Genomic DNA, 19,203 nt, shown 5'->3' on the forward strand with positions numbered 1-19,203 from the left:
GTTATTATACTCCTTGTAATCAAGATGTGAATGACGAGGATCAATAGTGAATATTTTTTGTTACCATATAACCATGACTCAACATAAAGTATCTGCCGGCACAGTACACAACGTACCAAAAGACATGCAGGAACTCATCACTTCCTTGCCGAAGGTCCATGGCATGTGGGAAGATATTACACCACTTGCACGCAATGAGTGGATCTGCTGGATTACCTCCGCAAAGCAACAAGAAACTCGCGAACGCAGAATGCGTATCATGAGTGAAAATTTGCTTGCAGGGAAAAGACGACCGTGTTGCTGGGCAGGATGTGGACATCGATAGCATATACAAAGCACCCTCGGGGTGCTTTTACGCTAGCGAAGACCGCATCAGGTGTCCGCTTATTTCCTCGCATCGAGTGATGCAAATGCTGAGGGGTTGAATCCCTTTATGATAAGCCATATGCCGAGCAATAACTCGAACAGTGCGACCGGTACAGCAAACAATCCCGTAGAGGCAGCGTGCTGATCTACGACGCCAAAGAGGGTCGCTAGATAACCCACAACAAGTATCGGGGCACCGATGATTCCAATCGAGGAGAGTAAACGCGGTACAAGTCGTGACTGATAGAGCAAAACTCCAAGCAGAAGATCATTCACTGCAGGTAAAAAGCTTTGCCCGAGGAGAAAAATTCGATCATAGAGCACCGCAAGCATATGGCTTATCGAGAGTGACTCTGCGCCCGCACCTGACTCACGCAAAGAGATGATCGCAAGGATGAATGCGACGCCAAGAAATATCGTGCCCGCCTCGAGAATGCGTGAAGCAACAAGCCCGAGTGCATATACTTGATTCTGTTTCTTGAGGAGTGGATACAGCACCACTGCAGTACCGATACAGGTGAGCGCAACGATAATCTCAAGTAGTCCGCCAATCGTTCCACCAATACTCTGACTTGCCCCAAGCATATATTCAGCACTTTTGACTGGACCATACAAAGCAAGCGTCGGTATTGAAACAAATGTAAGTAAATACAATACGCCTGCGGACAAAGAGATTTTCCTTGATGTCCACAAGGAGGCCTCTGGAACACCCCCTACCGGCTCAATGTTTGTTATTTCTACCATTACTGTATAGTAACATATCCCAATGATGCGCTCTACGAATCCCTCCTGAGGCTCCTTTACCGCATAGTTCTATATGCTATCCTGAGGGCATGGAGCAAACACAGTCCCAAAGGGGTAATGACGATACGATTCTCTTTCATATCCATCGCTACCCCAATATCTTTTCAGAATTCGACGCTCGGCCGTTTTCGAGGCGTAGTCTCTCGAGTGACTTCCTCGAAGAGTTACATAGGCAAATTCATGCACACGAAAATCCTATCTCAGGATTCACTTTCGTCCTCCCTCCCGAGAAGCGCGATGCGGAATCAGAAGTGATCATCAAAGAGCGACTCACTGCCTATTTGCGCAAACACATCAGCCAAGTGCGCACTGCGAAACGTGCCGCAATGAGGCATAGTGCAGCAATGCTCCTTTCGGGAGCAGTACTCATGTCGCTCACGACATATATCATATCGCTTGAATCTGCATCCCACTTCCCCTACACCATTATCAGGGCTCTCATCGAACCCGCATCATGGTTCCTCCTCTGGGAAGGAATCAATCGTTACACCTCACGCATGAATGAGCTCAAGCTCGATATTGCGCTCAGGGAGAAGATCGCTGAGAGCTATGCAAATATTCAGTTCGTTTCGGAGGAGAGATAGGAGAATGTGGAATGCAAAAGACCTCTTGCGAGGTCTTTTTTGTTTTACTTCAATGGAAGGATTCGGCAAAGATTCACTATTTTGAAGAAATAGTTCCATATATGCACTGGGCAAAATAAAAAACTTCTTCGGCCGCCCGAAGAAGCTATTTCAATTTATCAAAGCGATGCATTTCTACTGCACCTCTTATACTCGTTACAACCGTAATATATTTTGATATCTGAGGATCACTCGGTGCGTGCAAGGAGTAAATAGGCACATCAGAAGCTACCGCAACTCCAATTTCCATTGCGACAGAGCTTCCTATGTATCCGTCTGGGCATACGAGCCACAGGAAATTCGATGCGCGAATACAACGATTATGCCTATCTTGCACACTCTTGATAGAAGAGTGAGGAAAGAGCATGTCTCCCTCAAGAAGAAGAAAATTCTTGCTCAGCATACTGTGTGGGTTCGGCTTCTTCGGCGACAAGACGCGCGCGCCGAAATTTTGCAACTCTTCCATTGCCAAAGCGGTTTCTTTCAAAAATCTATTGAAACTAGAGCTTACTACAACAAGCGGAGAATTATAAATTTGAATACTGGGAAGTATAATCGGGCTCATCGCAACCTCCTCTCTTTTCTCTGCATAAAGACTAGAGGAATAGGAAGGAAAAGTAAAGATGGCAGCAGGAATCGCCCCTTCGTCACATCAGTATGTTGTTTCGCAGGCTCACAACATACTGTGTGCGAGTAGGGCTAGGGATCGGCGTCGACCGCTTCGGTCGGAACCTCAGCGGCCGGCTTCGCGGCCTCCGCCCTTCGAATCCTGCGCCGGAGGAAAACAAAAATCCATGAAGCTTCGCTTCATGGATTAATGTTTTCTGCTCCGGCGGCAGGATTCGAACCTGCGACCAATACGTTACTCATGTTCACTGCTTTCGTAGTGGGAGGACTATATCATCACCCTTCTTTCGAGTGGGGTGCGAGGCGCTTCCCGTCCTAGATAAATCTAAGATAGTACTCCTTGCGGATAGTCTCTGAACCTTCGATGTGATTACTCACAAAGCTTGGCTGCTGATCGCCCTCGTCTTTCTCGTTAGGGTTTCCAGCAATTCACCTCGTTATTCACCATTTCATTACTGAGATGGGCTGCGTTTAACGCCACAGCGTACTGCTCTACCGCTGAGCTACACCGGAATACACATAAAACACTCATTCCAAAAGAGGAATGTGTTCAGAGAATACCAAAAAATGCTCATATTTGCAAGTCCTATTCTCCGGTCCCAAACTGAGCATTTTCGGCATGTAATTCCCTATGGCAATTCGCGCAAAGTAGGATACATTTATCAGCCTCAGCCCTTAATTTATCCCATGATCGCGTAATACCACCTACTCCGAAACCGAAGTCTTTCTTTGACTCATCGAGGTGGTGCAGATCAAAGACTGCGGGACATGACGAATACCCACAGCGCGAACACTTCCCTCCCTTATACTGGATAAGCATGAGCTTCAGTTTTCTTCGTCTCTCTGACACGGCGCGCTTTAGATACTCACGCCTGTCCGCATACGTACGCTTCTCTTTTTTAGTGACTGGCATACTATACTAAGTATACCATTATCCGTGAAACGAGGCATTGCTTTTTCCCAAATCTATTGTAGTTTCAAAGTAGATACTGTATTACTCTACAAGGAGAAAGCCCACATGGGTAAAGTTCCCGCTCGTGACCTCATTCTCGTCCGCCACCTGCCTTCGGTCGCCAACAAGGCGATCCATGAGATCATCCAAGAGCACGCGTTCCACATGAGTGAGCTACTCAGGCGCGTCCCCCATCCGCAATACCGTCTGACCCAAGAGGGTGCGGACAAGGGTGTTGAAATCGGAGAATTCCTCCGTAGCGAATTTCCCAAAATCGACTGGTGCTACAGCTCCGACATGGATCGCGCCATCGAAACCGCACTCATTTTCACCCCTCGCGGCGCATACTACGAACCTGAAGATCGATATCTAGGATTCCAGATCACAGGACGCTTGCGTGAACGTTTCTGGGGTGACCTCGAACAGCCCGGCTGGAAACATGCAGAGCTCGTCGAAGAGCACCGCAAAATCCGCGAGGGTGTAGATACCTTCGAACTCAAACTGCCTAACGGCGAAAAACTTGCAGTACGTAGGATCGAAGACATCTTCACCTGGGTGCCCCCCAATGGCGAACCCTTCGTGGTGACCCAGGGCCGCGCGTGCGATGTGCTTCGGGATGCACATGCTCGAAAATTCAAGAACCCGTGCTTCTATACACATGGTGACTGGATTCTCGCAGCCATGTCCGTTCTCGAGAACAAGACGAGCCTCGACACCAACGGCAAGTACCTCTGGCGTGATCGTATTCCCGACAATGGATCGATCATCCACTACCATGTGGGCGAACTCGACGAAGATAATCCGAAGGCGCACAATCCCTTCTACTTCGAATGGGTTCGCGAGACGAGCAGAGATCATCCGACCGAGTTCGGACCTGTGCGAGAAATTCGCCACAGCTGTCGCACTCCTGAGGAAATGTGGGCGTTCATCAATCAGCATCCGCGCATTCTCTAGTTACCAAAGAGGCCTTCGGGCCTCTTTTTATAAAAATGTTTCTACTTTATTTACTTACTCGTTCCATGCTATAATATTTTATAGTATGGACGAATTCAAGTCATCACATAAAAGCAGCAATGGCTTCACAATCCCTGAGCTCCTCATCGTCGTCTCGGCGATCGCACTCCTCTCTTCTATTGTCATCGCCGCACTCATGCGTGCGCGCGAGCGTGCTTTTGTTGCGCGCATGGGCTCCGACTTCGCACAAATTAATCGTGCGGTCGAAGCATATCGTACACAAAACTCCAACTCCCCATGTATTGATGCAGACATGACGAGCAATGATATGACCGACACCTACGAGAAAGGCGCACTTGTCGGTTACTACACTTGGCCAAAGACTCCTTTCAATAATGACTACTACCTCGGATATACAGGAACGCCTGGCAACCCCTCCGCAAGTAATAATTACTACATCGGCATCATCATGCCCTCAGACATTGCACTCATTTTTGATCGGCTCTATGACGACGGAAACCTCGGTACTGGACTATTCAAATACAATGCAACCCCGCTTCCCCACTACGAGTATTTCCTCAATTACGTCATCACAGGAGACCACTGCTAACGAATGCGCAATCCTCGCATTCGTTTTTTGAACATGCTAATGCTATACTATTATAGTAATGGCAAAAAAGACAATCATACAGCATGCTGTCTTTGGCGGGGCCTACGCGTCACATGCCGCGCCTGTGTTTTCGCGCATCGTCGGCGTACTCTCAGTGTCCCTCGGAAACACACCTACAAACGGAACACCTTTTGTCCATATCAATTTTGACGACACACTCACCTCATACACAAAACTCGTCGAACTCTACATCACCCTCACACTGCAATCAAAAAATACTCCGGTAATTATTTACCCATACAACACCCCACAAAGAGAAGAGCTTAGTAAACTTTTCTCAACCGATCGAATGAAGTTTCCTCCTCAAGAAGTATTACTCGAAACGTTTTCAGACTTTACTGGACAAGAACGCATCCCTCCCCCGCCGCTCGATATTCTCCTCTATCTCGCACGCCCCGACGAAGCGAGTGTACGTCTAATGACAAAAGAAGGTGCGGTTGCGGAACTGGAGGAAACGAAACGCGCGGTACTCAATCTTCTCGAGGATACTCGAGAATCTGAAGAGAAAATCACCGCACAAGCCGCTGACTTAGCAAAGGCGCTTGAAGATTCGCGAGCATTTGCACGATCTGCAGAGGAAGAACGCGCGACCTACCACCAGCTCGTTTCTTCTATTGGAGAAGGCGTCATTGTACTTGGTGCGGATGGACTCATAAAAATCGTGAATGATGTGACGGTCTCTATGATTGGCGAGCCAAGAGAATCACTCATCAACAAAGATCCCGTTGCTGCACTACATTTGCGCGATAGAGAGCGCAATGAACTTCCTCAAGAATACTGGGATGCGATTCTCAAAACTGAAAAGACGATCACGCTCCCCATTCTCACAAGCGTTCGTAACGATGGCACAGTTATTTATGCTTCAAGCATTGCCGCTCCCATCGTAAACGAAACAACAAAAGAGCACAAAGGAATCATCATTACCTTTCGTAATATCAGTGAAGATTTTGCGCTCGACGAGGCGCGAACAAATTTCATCTCCACTGCATCACATCAGTTGCGTACACCACTGACCACGATTCGCTGGTTCATTGAAATGCTTCAAAGTGGTGATGCTGGCGCGCTCACTGAAGGCCAGAAACAATACCTCCATCAAATCGATGAGGGCATCGCACGCATGATCAACCTAGTTGGTTTCCTATTGCGTACGGCAAGAGTTGAAACAAACAGAGTGATCATCACTCCAAAGCCACTCTCACTCCGTAAGGCAATCGAAGCCTGTGTGTCTGAGCTTATGCCACGCCTAAAAAACAAGAAGCAGACAGTATCAATCGCCGGCGACGACCTCCCCGAAATTCCTCTCGATCCTGACTATGTCCATGAGGTGTTTCTAACGATTCTTATGAACGCGCAGCTTTATGGCATCCCCGGAGACACAATATATGTACAATTAGAGCGAAGTGGAAATTTCGTAGAGGTACATATTACCGATCACGGAATGGGTATTGCCCAGGATGAACGCAAGCGTGTCTTCGATAAATTCTTTCGCTCAAACAAGGCTATTGTCGCCTCCCCTGATGGCTCGGGGCTTGGACTCTCCCTTGTACGCATGCTCGTTTCTGACTGGGGCGGGAATGTATGGTTCGAGAGCGAGGAGGACAAAGGTACAACCTTTTCCGTCTCCATCCCCGTCTCGGGCATGAATGCACGCGAAGGTGAAGTTACTCTGCTCGAGTAGCAAGTATGCAGCAGAAGGATTTGCTATACTATAGCTATGCAAGAAAGCAAAATATCAGAGCGTCGACGCTTCTCGATTGTAAAACGCGCAGAAAGTTTTACTCATGCAGGCAGAGGAATTTACGTTTTTGTGAAAAGCACGCACAATGCATGGGTACACATCTTCCTCTTTCTTTGTGCAGTTGCGCTTGGTGTCTATTTCCATATCACACAAACTGAGTGGATACTCCTCATCTTAACTTCTGGGATAGTATTTACTGCTGAAGCATTCAATACTGCAATAGAGATCGATATTGATCTCACTTCTCCCGAGGAACACCCTTATGCACGTGACACGAAGGATGTCGCAGCAGGAGCAGTGCTCATTTCTGCAGTAGCTGCAGTAATCGTTGGTGGTATTATTTTCATCCCTTATATGCAATACATATAAAACCGACGCTTGCGTCGGTTTTATACTCCCAATTGCTTGAACACGATGTCATATTCATCCCCATGAGGGACTAAGTCATCGCGCTTCTCAGACACCCACTTCCTGAGTTCAAGTAATGATATCCACTTCAGCTCTGCAAGCTCTTCCGTTTGCATGCTCAGCTCCTCAATTTTCTTGTCGAGTGACATGATATATACAGCACACAATTCCCTATCGATATACCCCCCGTTGTGCAAGATGAATTCCTGGGGCACAGTGGTAATATAATCCAAATCATCCTCATGAGCCTCTATGCCTATCTCCTCCTCGATCTCCCGCAGTGCCCCCATGAGTGGACTCTCTCCTGTCGAAATATGCCCCGTAACCGAGACATCCCAATAGTTAGGAAAATTCAACTTGTCCTCGGCGCGACGCTGCATAAGCACTTCACCGCGCTCATTGATACACCAAATGTGCACGGTCTTATGCCAGTCACCGTCACGGTGCACATCCACCTTGGACTTCTGTATGCCAAGACGATCACCCGCCCTATTTAATACATCAAGATATTCCATATGGGTTCATTTAACCAATCTTAAGTCCAGTCATCGACAGTGATCCTGCGACGAGTACATCGTTGAATAATTCGATACGCTCCTTTGCATCCTTCATGCCAAGCACATAGAGTAGCGGCAAATAGTGTTCCGGGGTTGGAATAGCGAGCTGCACTGCATCACTTAATTTCTCAAATTGCACAAGTGACTCTATACCTCCACTCAGAAGGAGATTATTTAATGTTTCGCGAGCTTCTTTTGCCCAGTCAAAACCATAATCCTCTTTTTCATAATTCTGAAAATCAATAAGACCTAAATTATGCACAAGATTTCCACTTCCCATCACGAGCACTTCTTCATCACGTAATTTGCGTAATTTTTTCCCAAGCTCAAAATGATAGACGCCCGGCTTGTTGTAATCGATACTGAGCTGTACCACAGGCACATCAGCATTCGGGTACATATGCTTCAGTACGGTCCATGTACCATGATCGAGACCCCACTCCAAATCAAACCCCACCGCATGCGGCGCAAGCAAAGCGCGTACATGCTCTGCAAGCGCCCTATTTCCTGGTGCAGGATAATTGATTGCATACAACTCCTTTGGGAACCCACCAAAATCATGAATCGTGCGAGGATGTTCCATCGCAGTAACCCATGTGCCTTCAGTGTACCAATGCGCAGAAATACAAAGAATCGCCTTTGGTTTCCGAAATGTTTTTGTAAGGTCGCGAAAAGTAGCCACGAAGCGATTGTCTTCGATTGCATTCATTGGACTACCGTGTCCGACAAAGAGTATCGGGAGCATAGGTTAATGATACACCTAAATAGGTGCGGTCATAATAACAAAAAATATGACCATTACTGGTCATATTTTTGAGTATTTACTACTCCACGTGCACCACCGCAGTAGTATTTTCATTCTTTATCTTGAGCGTAAGCGCAGTGAGCGCTCCGACCAATATCACTACGGCAGCAAGTACATATACATCCTTATACGCATTAATCTGCGCTTTCAGTATGATGAGTTTAATGTATGTTGCAATCGTAGTTGGATCAGTAGTGTGCAACGTACTCCAATGATTGATTGTAAGCACATTGCGCTCAATCGACTTTGTGAGATATGTTGCAAAGATTGCAATACCAAAGGCTCCTGCAATGTTTCGTACGAGTGCGAGGAGTGAAGATGCGATTCCTATTTCATGTGGATCAACGAGCGACGCGATAATATTCGTACGTTGTGCCATTCCAAGGCCTAGACCAAATGCCATCACCATCAGTGGAAAGATAAGGTCGAGTGCAGTAGACTTCGCATCAATACCAACAAAGAGAAATGTTCCAATTGCCGCAATCAATGTGCTCCAAAAGATGACCATACGCGAAGAAATCTTTCCTGTGAGATTCCCTCCGATGACCGATGCGGACATCATTGCAACCACCATCGGCATAAAGAGGAATCCCGTCTCTGTCGCAGTGTATCCAAGAAAGGTTTGTGCGAAGACGGGGAGCAAGAACATACTCCCCATCATACCCATGAATACAATGAAGTTATTCATGAGCACATTGACGAATGCGGGAATCTTGAAGAATTTCAGGTCGACAATAGGCTCTTCATGATTGCGCTCAATATAGACGAAGAGAACTAAGAAGATTGCAGTCACTGCGTAAGAGAGCAGGCTATAGGCCGACAACCACCCCCAGCTAAGTCCCTTCTCTAGGACGAGCACAAGCGCCGACAGGGACACACCGAGCGAAATCGCACCCCACCAATCGAATGACTTCGTCTTCACATCTGAACGAGACTCATGGATATAACGCATGGCCATATAGATTCCAAGAATTCCGATTGGAAGATTGATAAGGAACACTGACCTCCATCCAAAGATATCGATGAGTGGACCACCAAGGAGTGGGCCAAACACGGCGGCGGCGGCAAAAGAACCCGACCAAATACCGAGCGCCTTCGCACGGTCCTTACCTTCTTTGAAGGTAACTGCAATGATTGCCATTGCGGTTGGATAGTCCGCCGATCCCGCGATCGCCTGAATGACGCGAAATACGATCATCGATGAAAGATTCCACGCGAAGCCCGCGAGTACGGACCCCAGAATGAAAATCGAGAATCCAATCAAATAGACTTTCTTTCTTCCGATGGTATCTCCGAGCTTTCCCCAAATAGGGACGAAAATCGCATTCGCGAGAATATATGCTGTAGAAATCCAGCCCGCTGAGGTCACCGTAATACCGAATGTATCGATCATCTTCGGCAATGCGAGATTGACGATAGTCTGATCAAGCCTTCCCAAGAATGTACCAACAATGACCGTCAAAAGGACCATCCACTTTAATTTTTCTTGAGACTTTTCGCTCATAGACTAGTTCGCAAATACCGTGATTTTCGCGGACATACCCTGTTTGAGCATTGGGTACCTCGTTCCATCAAAACTCACCTTGATATCAAATTGCTTCACTTCACGCTTGTCTGAGATGTTGAACATCACACCACTCTGATTCGACATCGGACTGATGTACGACACGTAACCTTCAAAGCGCTTGCTGCCGAATGCATCAACCGTGAATGTTGCGGGTTGCCCAATCTTGAGATCAACAAGACCTTTATCTTCATCGATCTTTCCTAATACCTTCTCCTCTTTTGTATTAATCATCGACACAATCGGTGCTCCAGGATTGAAGTACTGCCCCTCCTGGTGATTCACTGAAACGATGAGCCCAGCAACTTTTGTGAAGATAAGCTCATTGCCCACCTTTGCGACCGCAGTGTTCTCGGTTACGGTATCACCTGCATTGACGTAAATTTCCGCGAGCACACCCGGCGCAGTCGGTGAAAGATTAATGATTGGTGCCTCAATTGAAGAATTCTCGATGGAGATCTTCTTCCACTCCATGCGCCAATAGGTGAATCCTGCGAGTAAAACGAGAATGATCACGATACCAATAATACTTTTCATCCATGGTTGCTTAACGATGCTTTCCTTGAGCAACAACTCCTCTACTTTCTTTGTTTCCATAATATTGGTTATTTCTTTACGACCATACTGATAATACGTTGATTCATAACCGCAATCTCGCCTGCCTTGATATTGAGTACGGTTACTACACCATCCTCTGGAGCAAAAATGAAGTTGTTATTGTATGCGCCTTCGGCCACTCGGAGTGCACCGCTTGCTGCTTCTACTCCAGCCTTTGCGATGGAAACATCTTCAGGTCGTGCAGCAGCTTGCTTTGCGGCGAGAATACTCTTGGCCTGATCGAGCGCAGCACTCGCATCAGCGACCATCTGTTCCTTCACGCGAAGCGCAGACTGATATGCATTGTAATTCGCAAGATAGTTCGGAGCCTTCTTATTTGGGAGCGTGATTGTCCAGTTTTCGTACTGAATCGTCTTATCACCAGTGAATTTAATATATAGGCCTGAATCTGCAATCGGCTGCTCATTAATCATATTAATCTGACCCGTTCCCGTCGCCATGCCTGTAGCATAAAACGAGATACCACCAGTACTATGGAAGAACTTGAGGTTGATTGTACCCTCCTTTCCAAGATTGTAGGTACCACTGATGACCGGCGCGAGGTAGTCACTCGTATCATTTGCAGGGAATGCCTGGACGGTCGAATTGAGCAAATTGAAGTATGCATTCTTCACAATGACCTCCTGTGTCTCCCTGGTTTTGTCATAATTGTTTTCTGCGCGCACGACGGCAGCCTTGAGGACATCGATATCTGGCCCTGTGGCACCATTCAGAATCTTCTCATAATTCGCTTGCGCAACAGCAAGCGCACCACGCGCCTGATTCACCATTCCTTGCGCATCAATCGCATCGAGGCTTGCGAGTACATCTCCCTTCTTGACGATATCGCCCACCTTGACGCTTACTGCATTTACGCGTCCACCCTTCGGAAATGCAAGATTCACCTCATCGCCATCGCGATAGCCACCAAAAATAGAGGCTGTTTTCGTATCACCCAACTCCATATTCACCACTGGTGCAATGCCAACATTCTTATAGATATATACCCCAGCAAGTCCTGCCAAAAGTGCAGTCACTGTAATGACACGAGTAGGCTTATTGAGTACACGTATTAACTTTTGTTTCATAGAATTATTCATTGATGATCTTATTTAGTATTTTGCTCAGCGATTCCTTGTCTTCGTTATTCAACTTCGAGAACAAGTTTTTCAAAATGACCAGTTTCGCGTCTTTTAGCGAGGAGAATGCCTTGAACGTCTTTGGGGCAACAACAACACGCACGATGCGGCGATCGTTCTCATCGACTTCCCTCTTTAAGAATCCATTGTCGCAAAGCGGTTCCACAATACTCGTCACTGACGGTGGTGTGATATTGAGCGCAGCGGCAATATCCTTCATCGTGGGGTTTTCATTTTCCGAAACGAATTGAAGCACTTGGAGTTGCGATGGCGTGAAGTGCAGTCGCTCTGCTTCCTTATGAAGCTCACTGATGAGCTTACGGTGAAAGCCGAGGATGGTGTTTTCGAGATCTTTTTCCGTTATCATGAATTATTAGTTTAACTAACTATTAGACAAACTTAACATTGAATACTTTGCGTGTCAACGATGCTTATACACAAAAACGGGCCTGCATGACGCAGGCCCGGTAATATTCAATTCTTCTCTGATGCGCTCGCCATCGCCTCACCAATTACCCTTGAAAGGCTTTTTATGGTATAGGGTTTTGGCAGTGACGCCTTGAAACCTGTAGGGATGCGATCAGAGTACCCACTGGAAATGATTGCAATAAGCTCGGGATTAATCTCGAGCAAACGCTTGAGCGTCTCCTCTCCCCCCATACCTCCAGGAATCGTCAGATCGAGAATAACGAGATCGAAGGGTTCACCACTGAATGCGGTGGACTGATAGATCTCAATCGCCTCAACCCCATGACTTGCAACGGTGACCTTGTGCCCCAACATTGCGAGCGCCTCGGTAAGCACCTCCTGCATTGCCCGATCATCATCCATCGCAAGGATCTTGCATGGACGCGACACAATAGACTTTTCTACTCGTTCAGGGACAGGCTGGGCATCAGGACCAAGGGCAGGCAAATAAATACAGAACGTTGTCCCCTTCCCCTCCTTTGAGTTCACGATGATTTTTCCATGGTGTTTTTCAATGATGCGATACACCACAGAGAGACCTAAGCCAGAACCTGCTCTTTCACCTTTTGTAGTGAAGTACGGCTCGAAAATCCTCTCGATGTACTTATCAGGAATCCCAATTCCTTTGTCGATGACCGAGATATGAATATAGTCACCTCGAACTTGAACCGCTTCCGGGTCAACAGCATTCTTCGCCAGGATGCGTATCTTTCCACCATCAGGCATAGCCTGGTTCGCATTCAGGACTAGATTTTGGATTACTTGACCAATCTGCGACGCATCGATATCAGCAAGCCAAAGATCATCCGAAAGCTCGAGCTCACAGACAGATTTCGATCCTTTGCCGATAATAAACTCGGCCGATTCGCGAATCACCTGTGCAACCGATGTTGTCTTTGTGCAAGGAATACCTCCACGTGCAAACGCGAGTAGCTGCTGCGTCAAACCTGTCGCGCGCTCAGTCGCTTTCACAATTGCATCAAGCGACCCTCGCTGTTGGTCGTCCCGAGAAGTCATGCTTGCCATTGAGGCTTGCGCCATGATTGCGGTCAAGATGTTGTTGAAATCATGCGCAATACCACCAGCAAGAATTCCAAGCGATTCAAGCTTTTGCAACTTTGAGCGCTCCTCACCCGCCATGCGATACTTCGTGATATCAGCAACATGTCCGTGCCAAAGGATTCCACCATCCTCCTCCAATTCTGGAGTTGAATGACTGAGAAGCCATTTAATCGGCTGACCGGGGAGCTTAATACGAAATTCCTTCTGCCGCAAACTAAGGTTCGCAGCAGAGAGTTCAAATGACTCAATGAGGCTTTGGTAGTCCTCGGGAAGAACCACATTCCCGATAGGGTCATAGCATTCGAACACCTGTTCGGGGCGGCATCCAAAAATCTCATAGATTCCTTCTGTGGTAAATGGGACTGAATAGGTCCCATCAGGTCTGCGCCTGAATTGAAATACCACACCAGGAATATGCGAAATGAGCTTATGAAAGCGCACCTCATTCTCCCGCAGTACGCGCTGCGCTCTATTGCGCTCTGCAATAAAACTATTTTCGCGCTGTTTGATGTAATACGCGACCAAACCAACAATCGCCACGACAAACAAAATCGTATAGAGCCGTGATTCAATGATGGTAATTCCGGGGCGAATCGTATGCTGCATCCATTCGAATACAGTCATGACTACAAGCGCAAACAACATGCTTGCCAGCACGATATACGGAGTATTTCGACTACTGGAAAGACGGACAAAATTCAACTTCCTAGGCATACAACACCACACTTTCTCGAGCAGTGCTCGCATATGCGCAAAGCGCTATTGTAGGATGAATAGGCGGAACAACTGTTAGTACGCCGTAATACGGAACTCTGTATTGTTTCTACAGTATATATATTATCTGTCAAATTACAGAATAGATAGTCATACTTGTCAAAAAAACCAAATGCAACACCTGCTCGCCCTGGAATGCTATACTCATCTTATGAAAGAAAAGAAGGCTCAGTCCACAAAACATGTACGCTCAATCGAGAAACTTCATCATTTTTCATGTGGGGCATGTAACAAGTGGTGGTCTATCGGAGATGCACCGCAAGCCCCACGTGCCTGGTATTGCCCATGGTGCGGAACAAAAGCAAAACATTAAAAAACGGCACTGCCGTTTTTTAATATTCGATATTGATTGGAAATGACATTGATGCATCCTTGTCGTTCATACCTGAGGGATTATCTTTTTTGAGCACGACTGTCGCAGTACCAATATAGTTCCCTGGAACAGTAACTGATGCCACAAACGGAACGAAGTCCGTCGTCATCCAATCACCTTGCGCTTTCGCAATTGATTGTGCAATTATCTTTCCATTCACATCAAGTACAGCAACTGGAAATGAGGCCTCAAAGAACCACATGCCACGCGCCTCCCCTCGCACATCGAACTGCTTCCCCACGACAGCGCCAAGTGGCGGAGAGCTTACACGTACCATATCAGCGGTTGCATTCACATAATCCACCAGTACATCCTCTATCTTGAACGTGAGAGTATAATCCTTCAGCGAGAGCGAACCTTCTTTCTTGCGCACCGGACCAACAGAGGTCAGGGTGATCATCTTTCCGAGAAATATGAATGGCTCACCTACGAGGAACGTTTGCTTAGTTCGCTCACTTCCCACGTGGACTGCCGCATCGATGCGCACGCGGCCAGCCTGAATACACATAACCCCTAGTGGGCAGCGACTATCTTCGACAACCTCGCTCGGAGTGATCGAAACATTTCCAAGGGTAGCCATTTCGCCGATATGAACAGTGACTATTCCTGACGTAGGCAGAACTGGCTTTGGAGTGGTCACCACAGGCACTGGTGCCTCAGGCTCACTTTCAACAGGAGTGACTTCCTCGGGGACAGGCTGCGCTACTCTAACCGTTTTCTTGTCTGCCATAATATAAAGTGCCAACCAAACGACGAGCACGATAAGAATAATAAATGTAACGATTGCAGTAATGCGTGATGAATTCATATATGAATTATAACACTAAGAAGATAGACTTTCCCTCTCTACAAACCATTGACTGACTACTCCATCTCAAGTACCCTACAATCACTATGGGAAACACGACTGGTAAACGCATTGCCCGCTCACATACGACAGCGATTGCACTCGCTTCCGAACTTGCACTCATGCTTGATGCAAGTGGTGTCGTAACAAAAGTCATGCTCGGAGTTATTACCGCACGCTCAGGATGCAAGACAGAAAAGATCATCATCAATCACGATCAATTCAATCTCCGCCTAACCATACAACAGCCACCCACAAAACAAGAACTCTATGTAAGTGCACCCGACCGCATATCGGTAGCAGCACTTATTGTTACTTGGAGTAAACAAAAAAATATTGAGTGTATCGTTCGTACCAATGAGTGACCCAAAATAGCCATGAAAAACAATCTCTAATCTCATGCGTTTATCGATAGACATATTGCCCGCATTCTATTTCCTTTGATACTATTCATTGGTATACTGTAGACACTATATATGTCTACTACCGTAAACAAAAATGCCCGAACAGTTAGGTCTATCTGTTTCCAGGGCACCGCAATAGCGATCTTTCTTGTTGTCATTCTCTGCAACATTCTTTCGTTATACCCACTATGTGCAGAAAGCTCAACGAGCACTACGTCATTTGCAACTTCAGTACAATCAAGTAGTGCTTCGCCTGGAATACTTCGTTCTGAATTTCATTTTCTCGGAAACAAGAACATTGCTCCGGTGCTATTTCTTCAAGGGGATACAGCGGCAGGACTTGCCGCTGACATCGTGAACGAAATGTCTAAACATATGTCCAAACCAATTGTAATCACCGCAATGGATTGGACTAATGCACAACAGCTGGTTGCAGCAGGTGAAGCTGACGCGCTAATTCAAATCAATCAAAACCCTGAGCGACTAAAGATCTATGATTTCTCAGACCCCTTGCTCGAATCTCACTTTTCCATCTTCGTAAGGGACATCCGCGGAGACATTTCAGACCTCGTGAGCCTAAAAGGAAAGCGCGTGGGGGTCGAAGCAGGCGGGCTTCCCGCGCAAGTTCTTGCGAATGATAATGAGATTGAATCAATAGTCGTGCCGAATTTCACTCAGGCTTTTGCACTACTCAATGCTGATACAATCGATGCGGTTATTGTCGATTATCGCGTTGGGGCGTACATACTCGCCGCAAATAATATTCGTGGAGTGAAAGTAGTAGGCATGCCTATTGCATCATCATACTCTGCTCTTGCTGTAAAGAAAGGAAATGTCGCCCTGCTCAGCGAAATCAATACGGCTTTACGTACAATCAAGACAGACGGAACATATCAGGCAATACTCGATAGATGGAAACCCAAAGAGGTTATATTCATTACGCAGGAAAAAATCACTGACTATATTCACACACTCCTCATTATCATTCTTTTAATTTCCCTTATCGCCACAGCAGTATGGTCTCTACTCCTGATGCGAGAATTGAAGAAAAGAAAGATTGCAGAGACTGCCGAGCTTAAAGCAAAGAAATACTCGGAAAAACTTGTAAGTGCAGCAAATGCAATGATTATATGCCTCGACCGGGAGGGGAAAATAAATGTCTTTAATGAAGCTGCAGAAAATATCACAGGATACAAAAAAGAAGAGGTAATCGGGCAAAACTGGTTCAGGTTGGTCGTTCCTCGTAATCTATACCCAGAGGCATGGAAGATATTTGAGGATTTCCAGAAGCAAGGAAAATCCATTCTAGGTGAATTTCAAAACCCAATTCTCACTAAATCAGGAGAAGAGAGGATTATTGAGTGGCGTAATTCTGACCTTCTCGACGGCAATAGTGTTGTGGGCACCATTTCCTTTGGTATTGATGTTACAGAACAAAAACTAATAGAGAAAAAACGGATCGAGTCTGAGGAAAAGTTCTCCGCTGCATTCAACGCTTCACCAGACCTAATGGCAATAACTCGAGCTGCGGATGGCAAAATCCTAGAAATTAATGAAGGGTATACACGTATGCTCGGATATGAGCGCGCAGAGTCTGTAGGTAAAACGACGGCGGAGCTTGCTATCTGGGCAGATACAGCTGATCGAGCAAAATTCATATCGCTCCTACAGCAAAATAATTCAGTAATTGACTTTGAGACCAAGCTTAAAAGGAAAGACGGGAAAATAATTACCGTCATTGATTCTGCACGAATGTTTGATCTTCTTGGGCAAGCGTGTATCCTCTCAACTGCACATGATATTAGTGATCGAATTCATGAGGAACAGGAACTAAAACGCACAAACCGTGCACTCTCTATTCTAAGCGCAACAAATCAAGAACTCATTCATGTCACAGAGGAAAAGGCTCTTCTCGACAAAATAAGTAAAATCATCACCGACATTGGTGGATATCGGCTTATGTGGATTGGTTTTGCATACAAAGACAGAACAAAGACACTACACGTAGCCGCACAATCAGGCTTCATGCATAATAATATGACTTCGCCAGATATAAACTGGGAGGATGCACCTGGTAACAAGAACCCTGCAAGCGTAGCAATTCGTACCGGAAAAACACAAATTGCCTACAATATACAAAATGACCCGAAGCTGTCACCGTGGAGGGATGCAGCCGTACAGAGTGGGAGCAGATCATCTATCGCCCTCCCCCTCACCAGCGAAGGAGAGACCTTTGGTGTGGTAAATATCTACTCAAGCGAAACGGATGCCTTTAATGATCAGGAAGTTAAAATACTCGAAGAACTAACCAGCGATCTCGCTTTTGGTATTACCACTCTACGCAAAGAAGAAAAAATTGAAGAGCGAACGAAGGAAATCGACCAACTCAAAAATAAATTCATTCAGATTGTCTCTCACCAACTTAATACACCTCTAAACGTCATACGCTGGAGCCTTGAAGCAATTATGGACAGGAAGCGCGGTGAAGTTCCTGCAGCAATATTAGAACTTCTCAAGGGGACGTATGCTGCAGATCTTGAGATTATATCGAGAATAGGCGACCTACTTACTGCAATGAACATTGAAGAAGGGCAGATACATCTTAGTAGAGATGCTACCAACATGGATGATCTTCTCCGTCCAACCTGCGAAGAGAAACTGAAATTGACACACCTTAAAAACATCACTTATGAAATTACACCACTTCAGTCAACAATTCCCATAGTGAATGTGGACGCGGAAAAAATTCGCGATGTTGTTGCGCGTCTTGTAGACAATGCCGTAACTTACACGAAAGATGGCGGGCATATTAATGTAAAATATTTTACACAAGACCATACCTTCCGCTTTGAAATTACAGACTCTGGAGTCGGAATCCCCTCATCAGAGCAATCAAAGGTATTCGAGCGTTTTCATAGGGGATGGAATGCAGCACAAATGAAACCTGACGCATCTGGGTTGAGTTTGTATATCGCCAAAAAATACATTGACATTCATGATGGAAGGATTGGGTTTAATTCAACTGAGGAAGGTGGGAGTACGTTTTGGTTCGAACTTCCACAATAACAACTGTTAGCTATAACAAGCAGTGAAGTCGATATTTTTCTAAATGATGTAGAACATACTGTGACATATACAAATTCACATTATATTCAAGTGGTCCCCACTTCTCATTTGATTTGGTTTTACGTAGCATTCAACTTTGACAGTCATATATTTAGTAATAGAATTAAATATGTTGTCGATAGTTGATTTGGACTTAATACAATAACCAAAAACCGTATGCCAAACGAAACGTATCAAGATTTAGGAGTACTTGTACCAGAAATCATGCTTCCACGTGAAGGAACAGATATGACAAAGTGGGCGGTGGTCGCCTGCGATCAGTACACCTCTCAGCCCGAATATTGGAATAAAGTTGAAGCCCTTGTTGACGGAGCGCCATCGACACTCCGCATCACCCTTCCTGAG

21 protein-coding genes are annotated in these 19,203 nt (G+C 46.1%); 10 read left to right on the forward strand and 11 right to left on the reverse strand.

The features are described from left to right. Positions 1-73 precede the first annotated feature (73 nt). Positions 74-325 (forward strand): YdeI/OmpD-associated family protein, encoded by a 252-nt coding sequence (locus VJ579_02895; protein ID HXK37989.1) that lies wholly within the window; start codon positions 74-76, stop codon positions 323-325. Positions 326-384: 59 nt separating this feature from the next. Here VJ579_02895 and VJ579_02900 read toward each other — a convergent pair whose 3' ends face one another. Beyond that, complete coding sequence (locus VJ579_02900; GenBank protein HXK37990.1) at positions 385-1,110, reverse strand: DUF4386 domain-containing protein; 726 nt, start codon at positions 1,108-1,110, stop codon at positions 385-387. Positions 1,111-1,199: 89 nt separating this feature from the next. On the opposite strand from VJ579_02900, the gene VJ579_02905 reads away from it, so the two are divergent. Continuing rightward, the gene (locus tag VJ579_02905; protein ID HXK37991.1) at positions 1,200-1,754 is read left to right on the forward strand and encodes a hypothetical protein; all 555 of its coding nucleotides are present in this window, start codon (positions 1,200-1,202) and stop codon (positions 1,752-1,754) included. A 145-nt stretch (positions 1,755-1,899) separates the two neighbouring features. Here the strand turns inward: VJ579_02905 and VJ579_02910 are convergent, their stop codons facing one another. After that, positions 1,900-2,259, reverse strand: a complete 360-nt coding sequence (locus VJ579_02910; protein ID HXK37992.1) for a hypothetical protein — start codon at positions 2,257-2,259, stop codon at positions 1,900-1,902. A 747-nt stretch (positions 2,260-3,006) separates the two neighbouring features. After that, the gene (locus VJ579_02915) at positions 3,007-3,333 is read right to left on the reverse strand and encodes a hypothetical protein (GenBank protein HXK37993.1); all 327 of its coding nucleotides are present in this window, start codon (positions 3,331-3,333) and stop codon (positions 3,007-3,009) included. A 24-nt stretch (positions 3,334-3,357) separates the two neighbouring features. On the opposite strand from VJ579_02915, the gene VJ579_02920 reads away from it, so the two are divergent. From VJ579_02920 to VJ579_02935, 4 genes are all read left to right on the forward strand, one after another. Beyond that, on the forward strand, positions 3,358-4,326 hold the full coding sequence (locus VJ579_02920; GenBank protein HXK37994.1) for a histidine phosphatase family protein: 969 nt from the start codon (positions 3,358-3,360) through the stop codon (positions 4,324-4,326). 85 nt (positions 4,327-4,411) lie between these two features. Further along, complete coding sequence (locus VJ579_02925) at positions 4,412-4,936, forward strand: type II secretion system protein (protein ID HXK37995.1); 525 nt, start codon at positions 4,412-4,414, stop codon at positions 4,934-4,936. Between the two features lie 58 nt (positions 4,937-4,994). Further along, the gene (locus tag VJ579_02930; GenBank protein HXK37996.1) at positions 4,995-6,674 is read left to right on the forward strand and encodes an ATP-binding protein; all 1,680 of its coding nucleotides are present in this window, start codon (positions 4,995-4,997) and stop codon (positions 6,672-6,674) included. A gap of 36 nt (positions 6,675-6,710) precedes the next feature. After that, positions 6,711-7,103 carry a diacylglycerol kinase family protein gene (locus tag VJ579_02935; protein ID HXK37997.1) on the forward strand — a complete coding sequence of 131 codons (393 nt, stop codon included), beginning with the start codon at positions 6,711-6,713 and terminating at the stop codon, positions 7,101-7,103. 20 nt (positions 7,104-7,123) lie between these two features. Here VJ579_02935 and VJ579_02940 read toward each other — a convergent pair whose 3' ends face one another. The 7 genes from VJ579_02940 to VJ579_02970 form a co-directional block, all read right to left on the reverse strand. Further along, positions 7,124-7,657 carry an NUDIX domain-containing protein gene (locus VJ579_02940; protein HXK37998.1) on the reverse strand — a complete coding sequence of 178 codons (534 nt, stop codon included), beginning with the start codon at positions 7,655-7,657 and terminating at the stop codon, positions 7,124-7,126. A gap of 10 nt (positions 7,658-7,667) precedes the next feature. After that, entirely contained in the window at positions 7,668-8,444 is a 777-nt protein-coding gene (gene ygiD / locus VJ579_02945; protein ID HXK37999.1) for a 4,5-DOPA dioxygenase extradiol, read from the reverse strand. 79 nt (positions 8,445-8,523) lie between these two features. After that, positions 8,524-9,975 carry a DHA2 family efflux MFS transporter permease subunit gene (locus tag VJ579_02950; protein HXK38000.1) on the reverse strand — a complete coding sequence of 484 codons (1,452 nt, stop codon included), beginning with the start codon at positions 9,973-9,975 and terminating at the stop codon, positions 8,524-8,526. Between the two features lie 36 nt (positions 9,976-10,011). Then, positions 10,012-10,665, reverse strand: a complete 654-nt coding sequence (locus VJ579_02955; protein HXK38001.1) for an efflux RND transporter periplasmic adaptor subunit — start codon at positions 10,663-10,665, stop codon at positions 10,012-10,014. An 8-nt stretch (positions 10,666-10,673) separates the two neighbouring features. After that, complete coding sequence (locus VJ579_02960) at positions 10,674-11,753, reverse strand: biotin/lipoyl-binding protein (protein ID HXK38002.1); 1,080 nt, start codon at positions 11,751-11,753, stop codon at positions 10,674-10,676. Positions 11,754-11,757: 4 nt separating this feature from the next. Next, positions 11,758-12,171 (reverse strand): MarR family winged helix-turn-helix transcriptional regulator, encoded by a 414-nt coding sequence (locus tag VJ579_02965; GenBank protein ID HXK38003.1) that lies wholly within the window; start codon positions 12,169-12,171, stop codon positions 11,758-11,760. Positions 12,172-12,278: 107 nt separating this feature from the next. Beyond that, complete coding sequence (locus VJ579_02970) at positions 12,279-13,991, reverse strand: ATP-binding protein (GenBank protein HXK38004.1); 1,713 nt, start codon at positions 13,989-13,991, stop codon at positions 12,279-12,281. Between the two features lie 268 nt (positions 13,992-14,259). Here VJ579_02970 and VJ579_02975 point away from each other — a divergent pair, with 268 nt between their 5' ends. Further along, positions 14,260-14,421 carry a hypothetical protein gene (locus tag VJ579_02975; GenBank protein HXK38005.1) on the forward strand — a complete coding sequence of 54 codons (162 nt, stop codon included), beginning with the start codon at positions 14,260-14,262 and terminating at the stop codon, positions 14,419-14,421. Positions 14,422-14,440: 19 nt separating this feature from the next. On the opposite strand, the gene VJ579_02980 is transcribed toward VJ579_02975, so the two are convergent. After that, on the reverse strand, positions 14,441-15,289 hold the full coding sequence (locus tag VJ579_02980; protein ID HXK38006.1) for a Gmad2 immunoglobulin-like domain-containing protein: 849 nt from the start codon (positions 15,287-15,289) through the stop codon (positions 14,441-14,443). 86 nt (positions 15,290-15,375) lie between these two features. On the opposite strand from VJ579_02980, the gene VJ579_02985 reads away from it, so the two are divergent. The 3 genes from VJ579_02985 to VJ579_02995 all read left to right on the forward strand — a co-directional run. Then, positions 15,376-15,693: a hypothetical protein gene (locus tag VJ579_02985; protein ID HXK38007.1), complete on the forward strand. Its 318-nt coding sequence runs from the start codon at positions 15,376-15,378 to the stop codon at positions 15,691-15,693. 111 nt (positions 15,694-15,804) lie between these two features. Further along, the gene (locus VJ579_02990; GenBank protein ID HXK38008.1) at positions 15,805-18,798 is read left to right on the forward strand and encodes a transporter substrate-binding domain-containing protein; all 2,994 of its coding nucleotides are present in this window, start codon (positions 15,805-15,807) and stop codon (positions 18,796-18,798) included. Between the two features lie 216 nt (positions 18,799-19,014). Next, on the forward strand, positions 19,015-19,203 hold a 189-nt coding region (locus VJ579_02995; protein ID HXK38009.1), incomplete at its 3' end, for a DUF1015 family protein.

It is taken from the genome of Candidatus Paceibacterota bacterium, from assembly GCA_035583355.1.
Classification (GTDB): Bacteria; Patescibacteriota; Minisyncoccia; order Phycocordibacterales; family UBA6899; genus JAJZQJ01.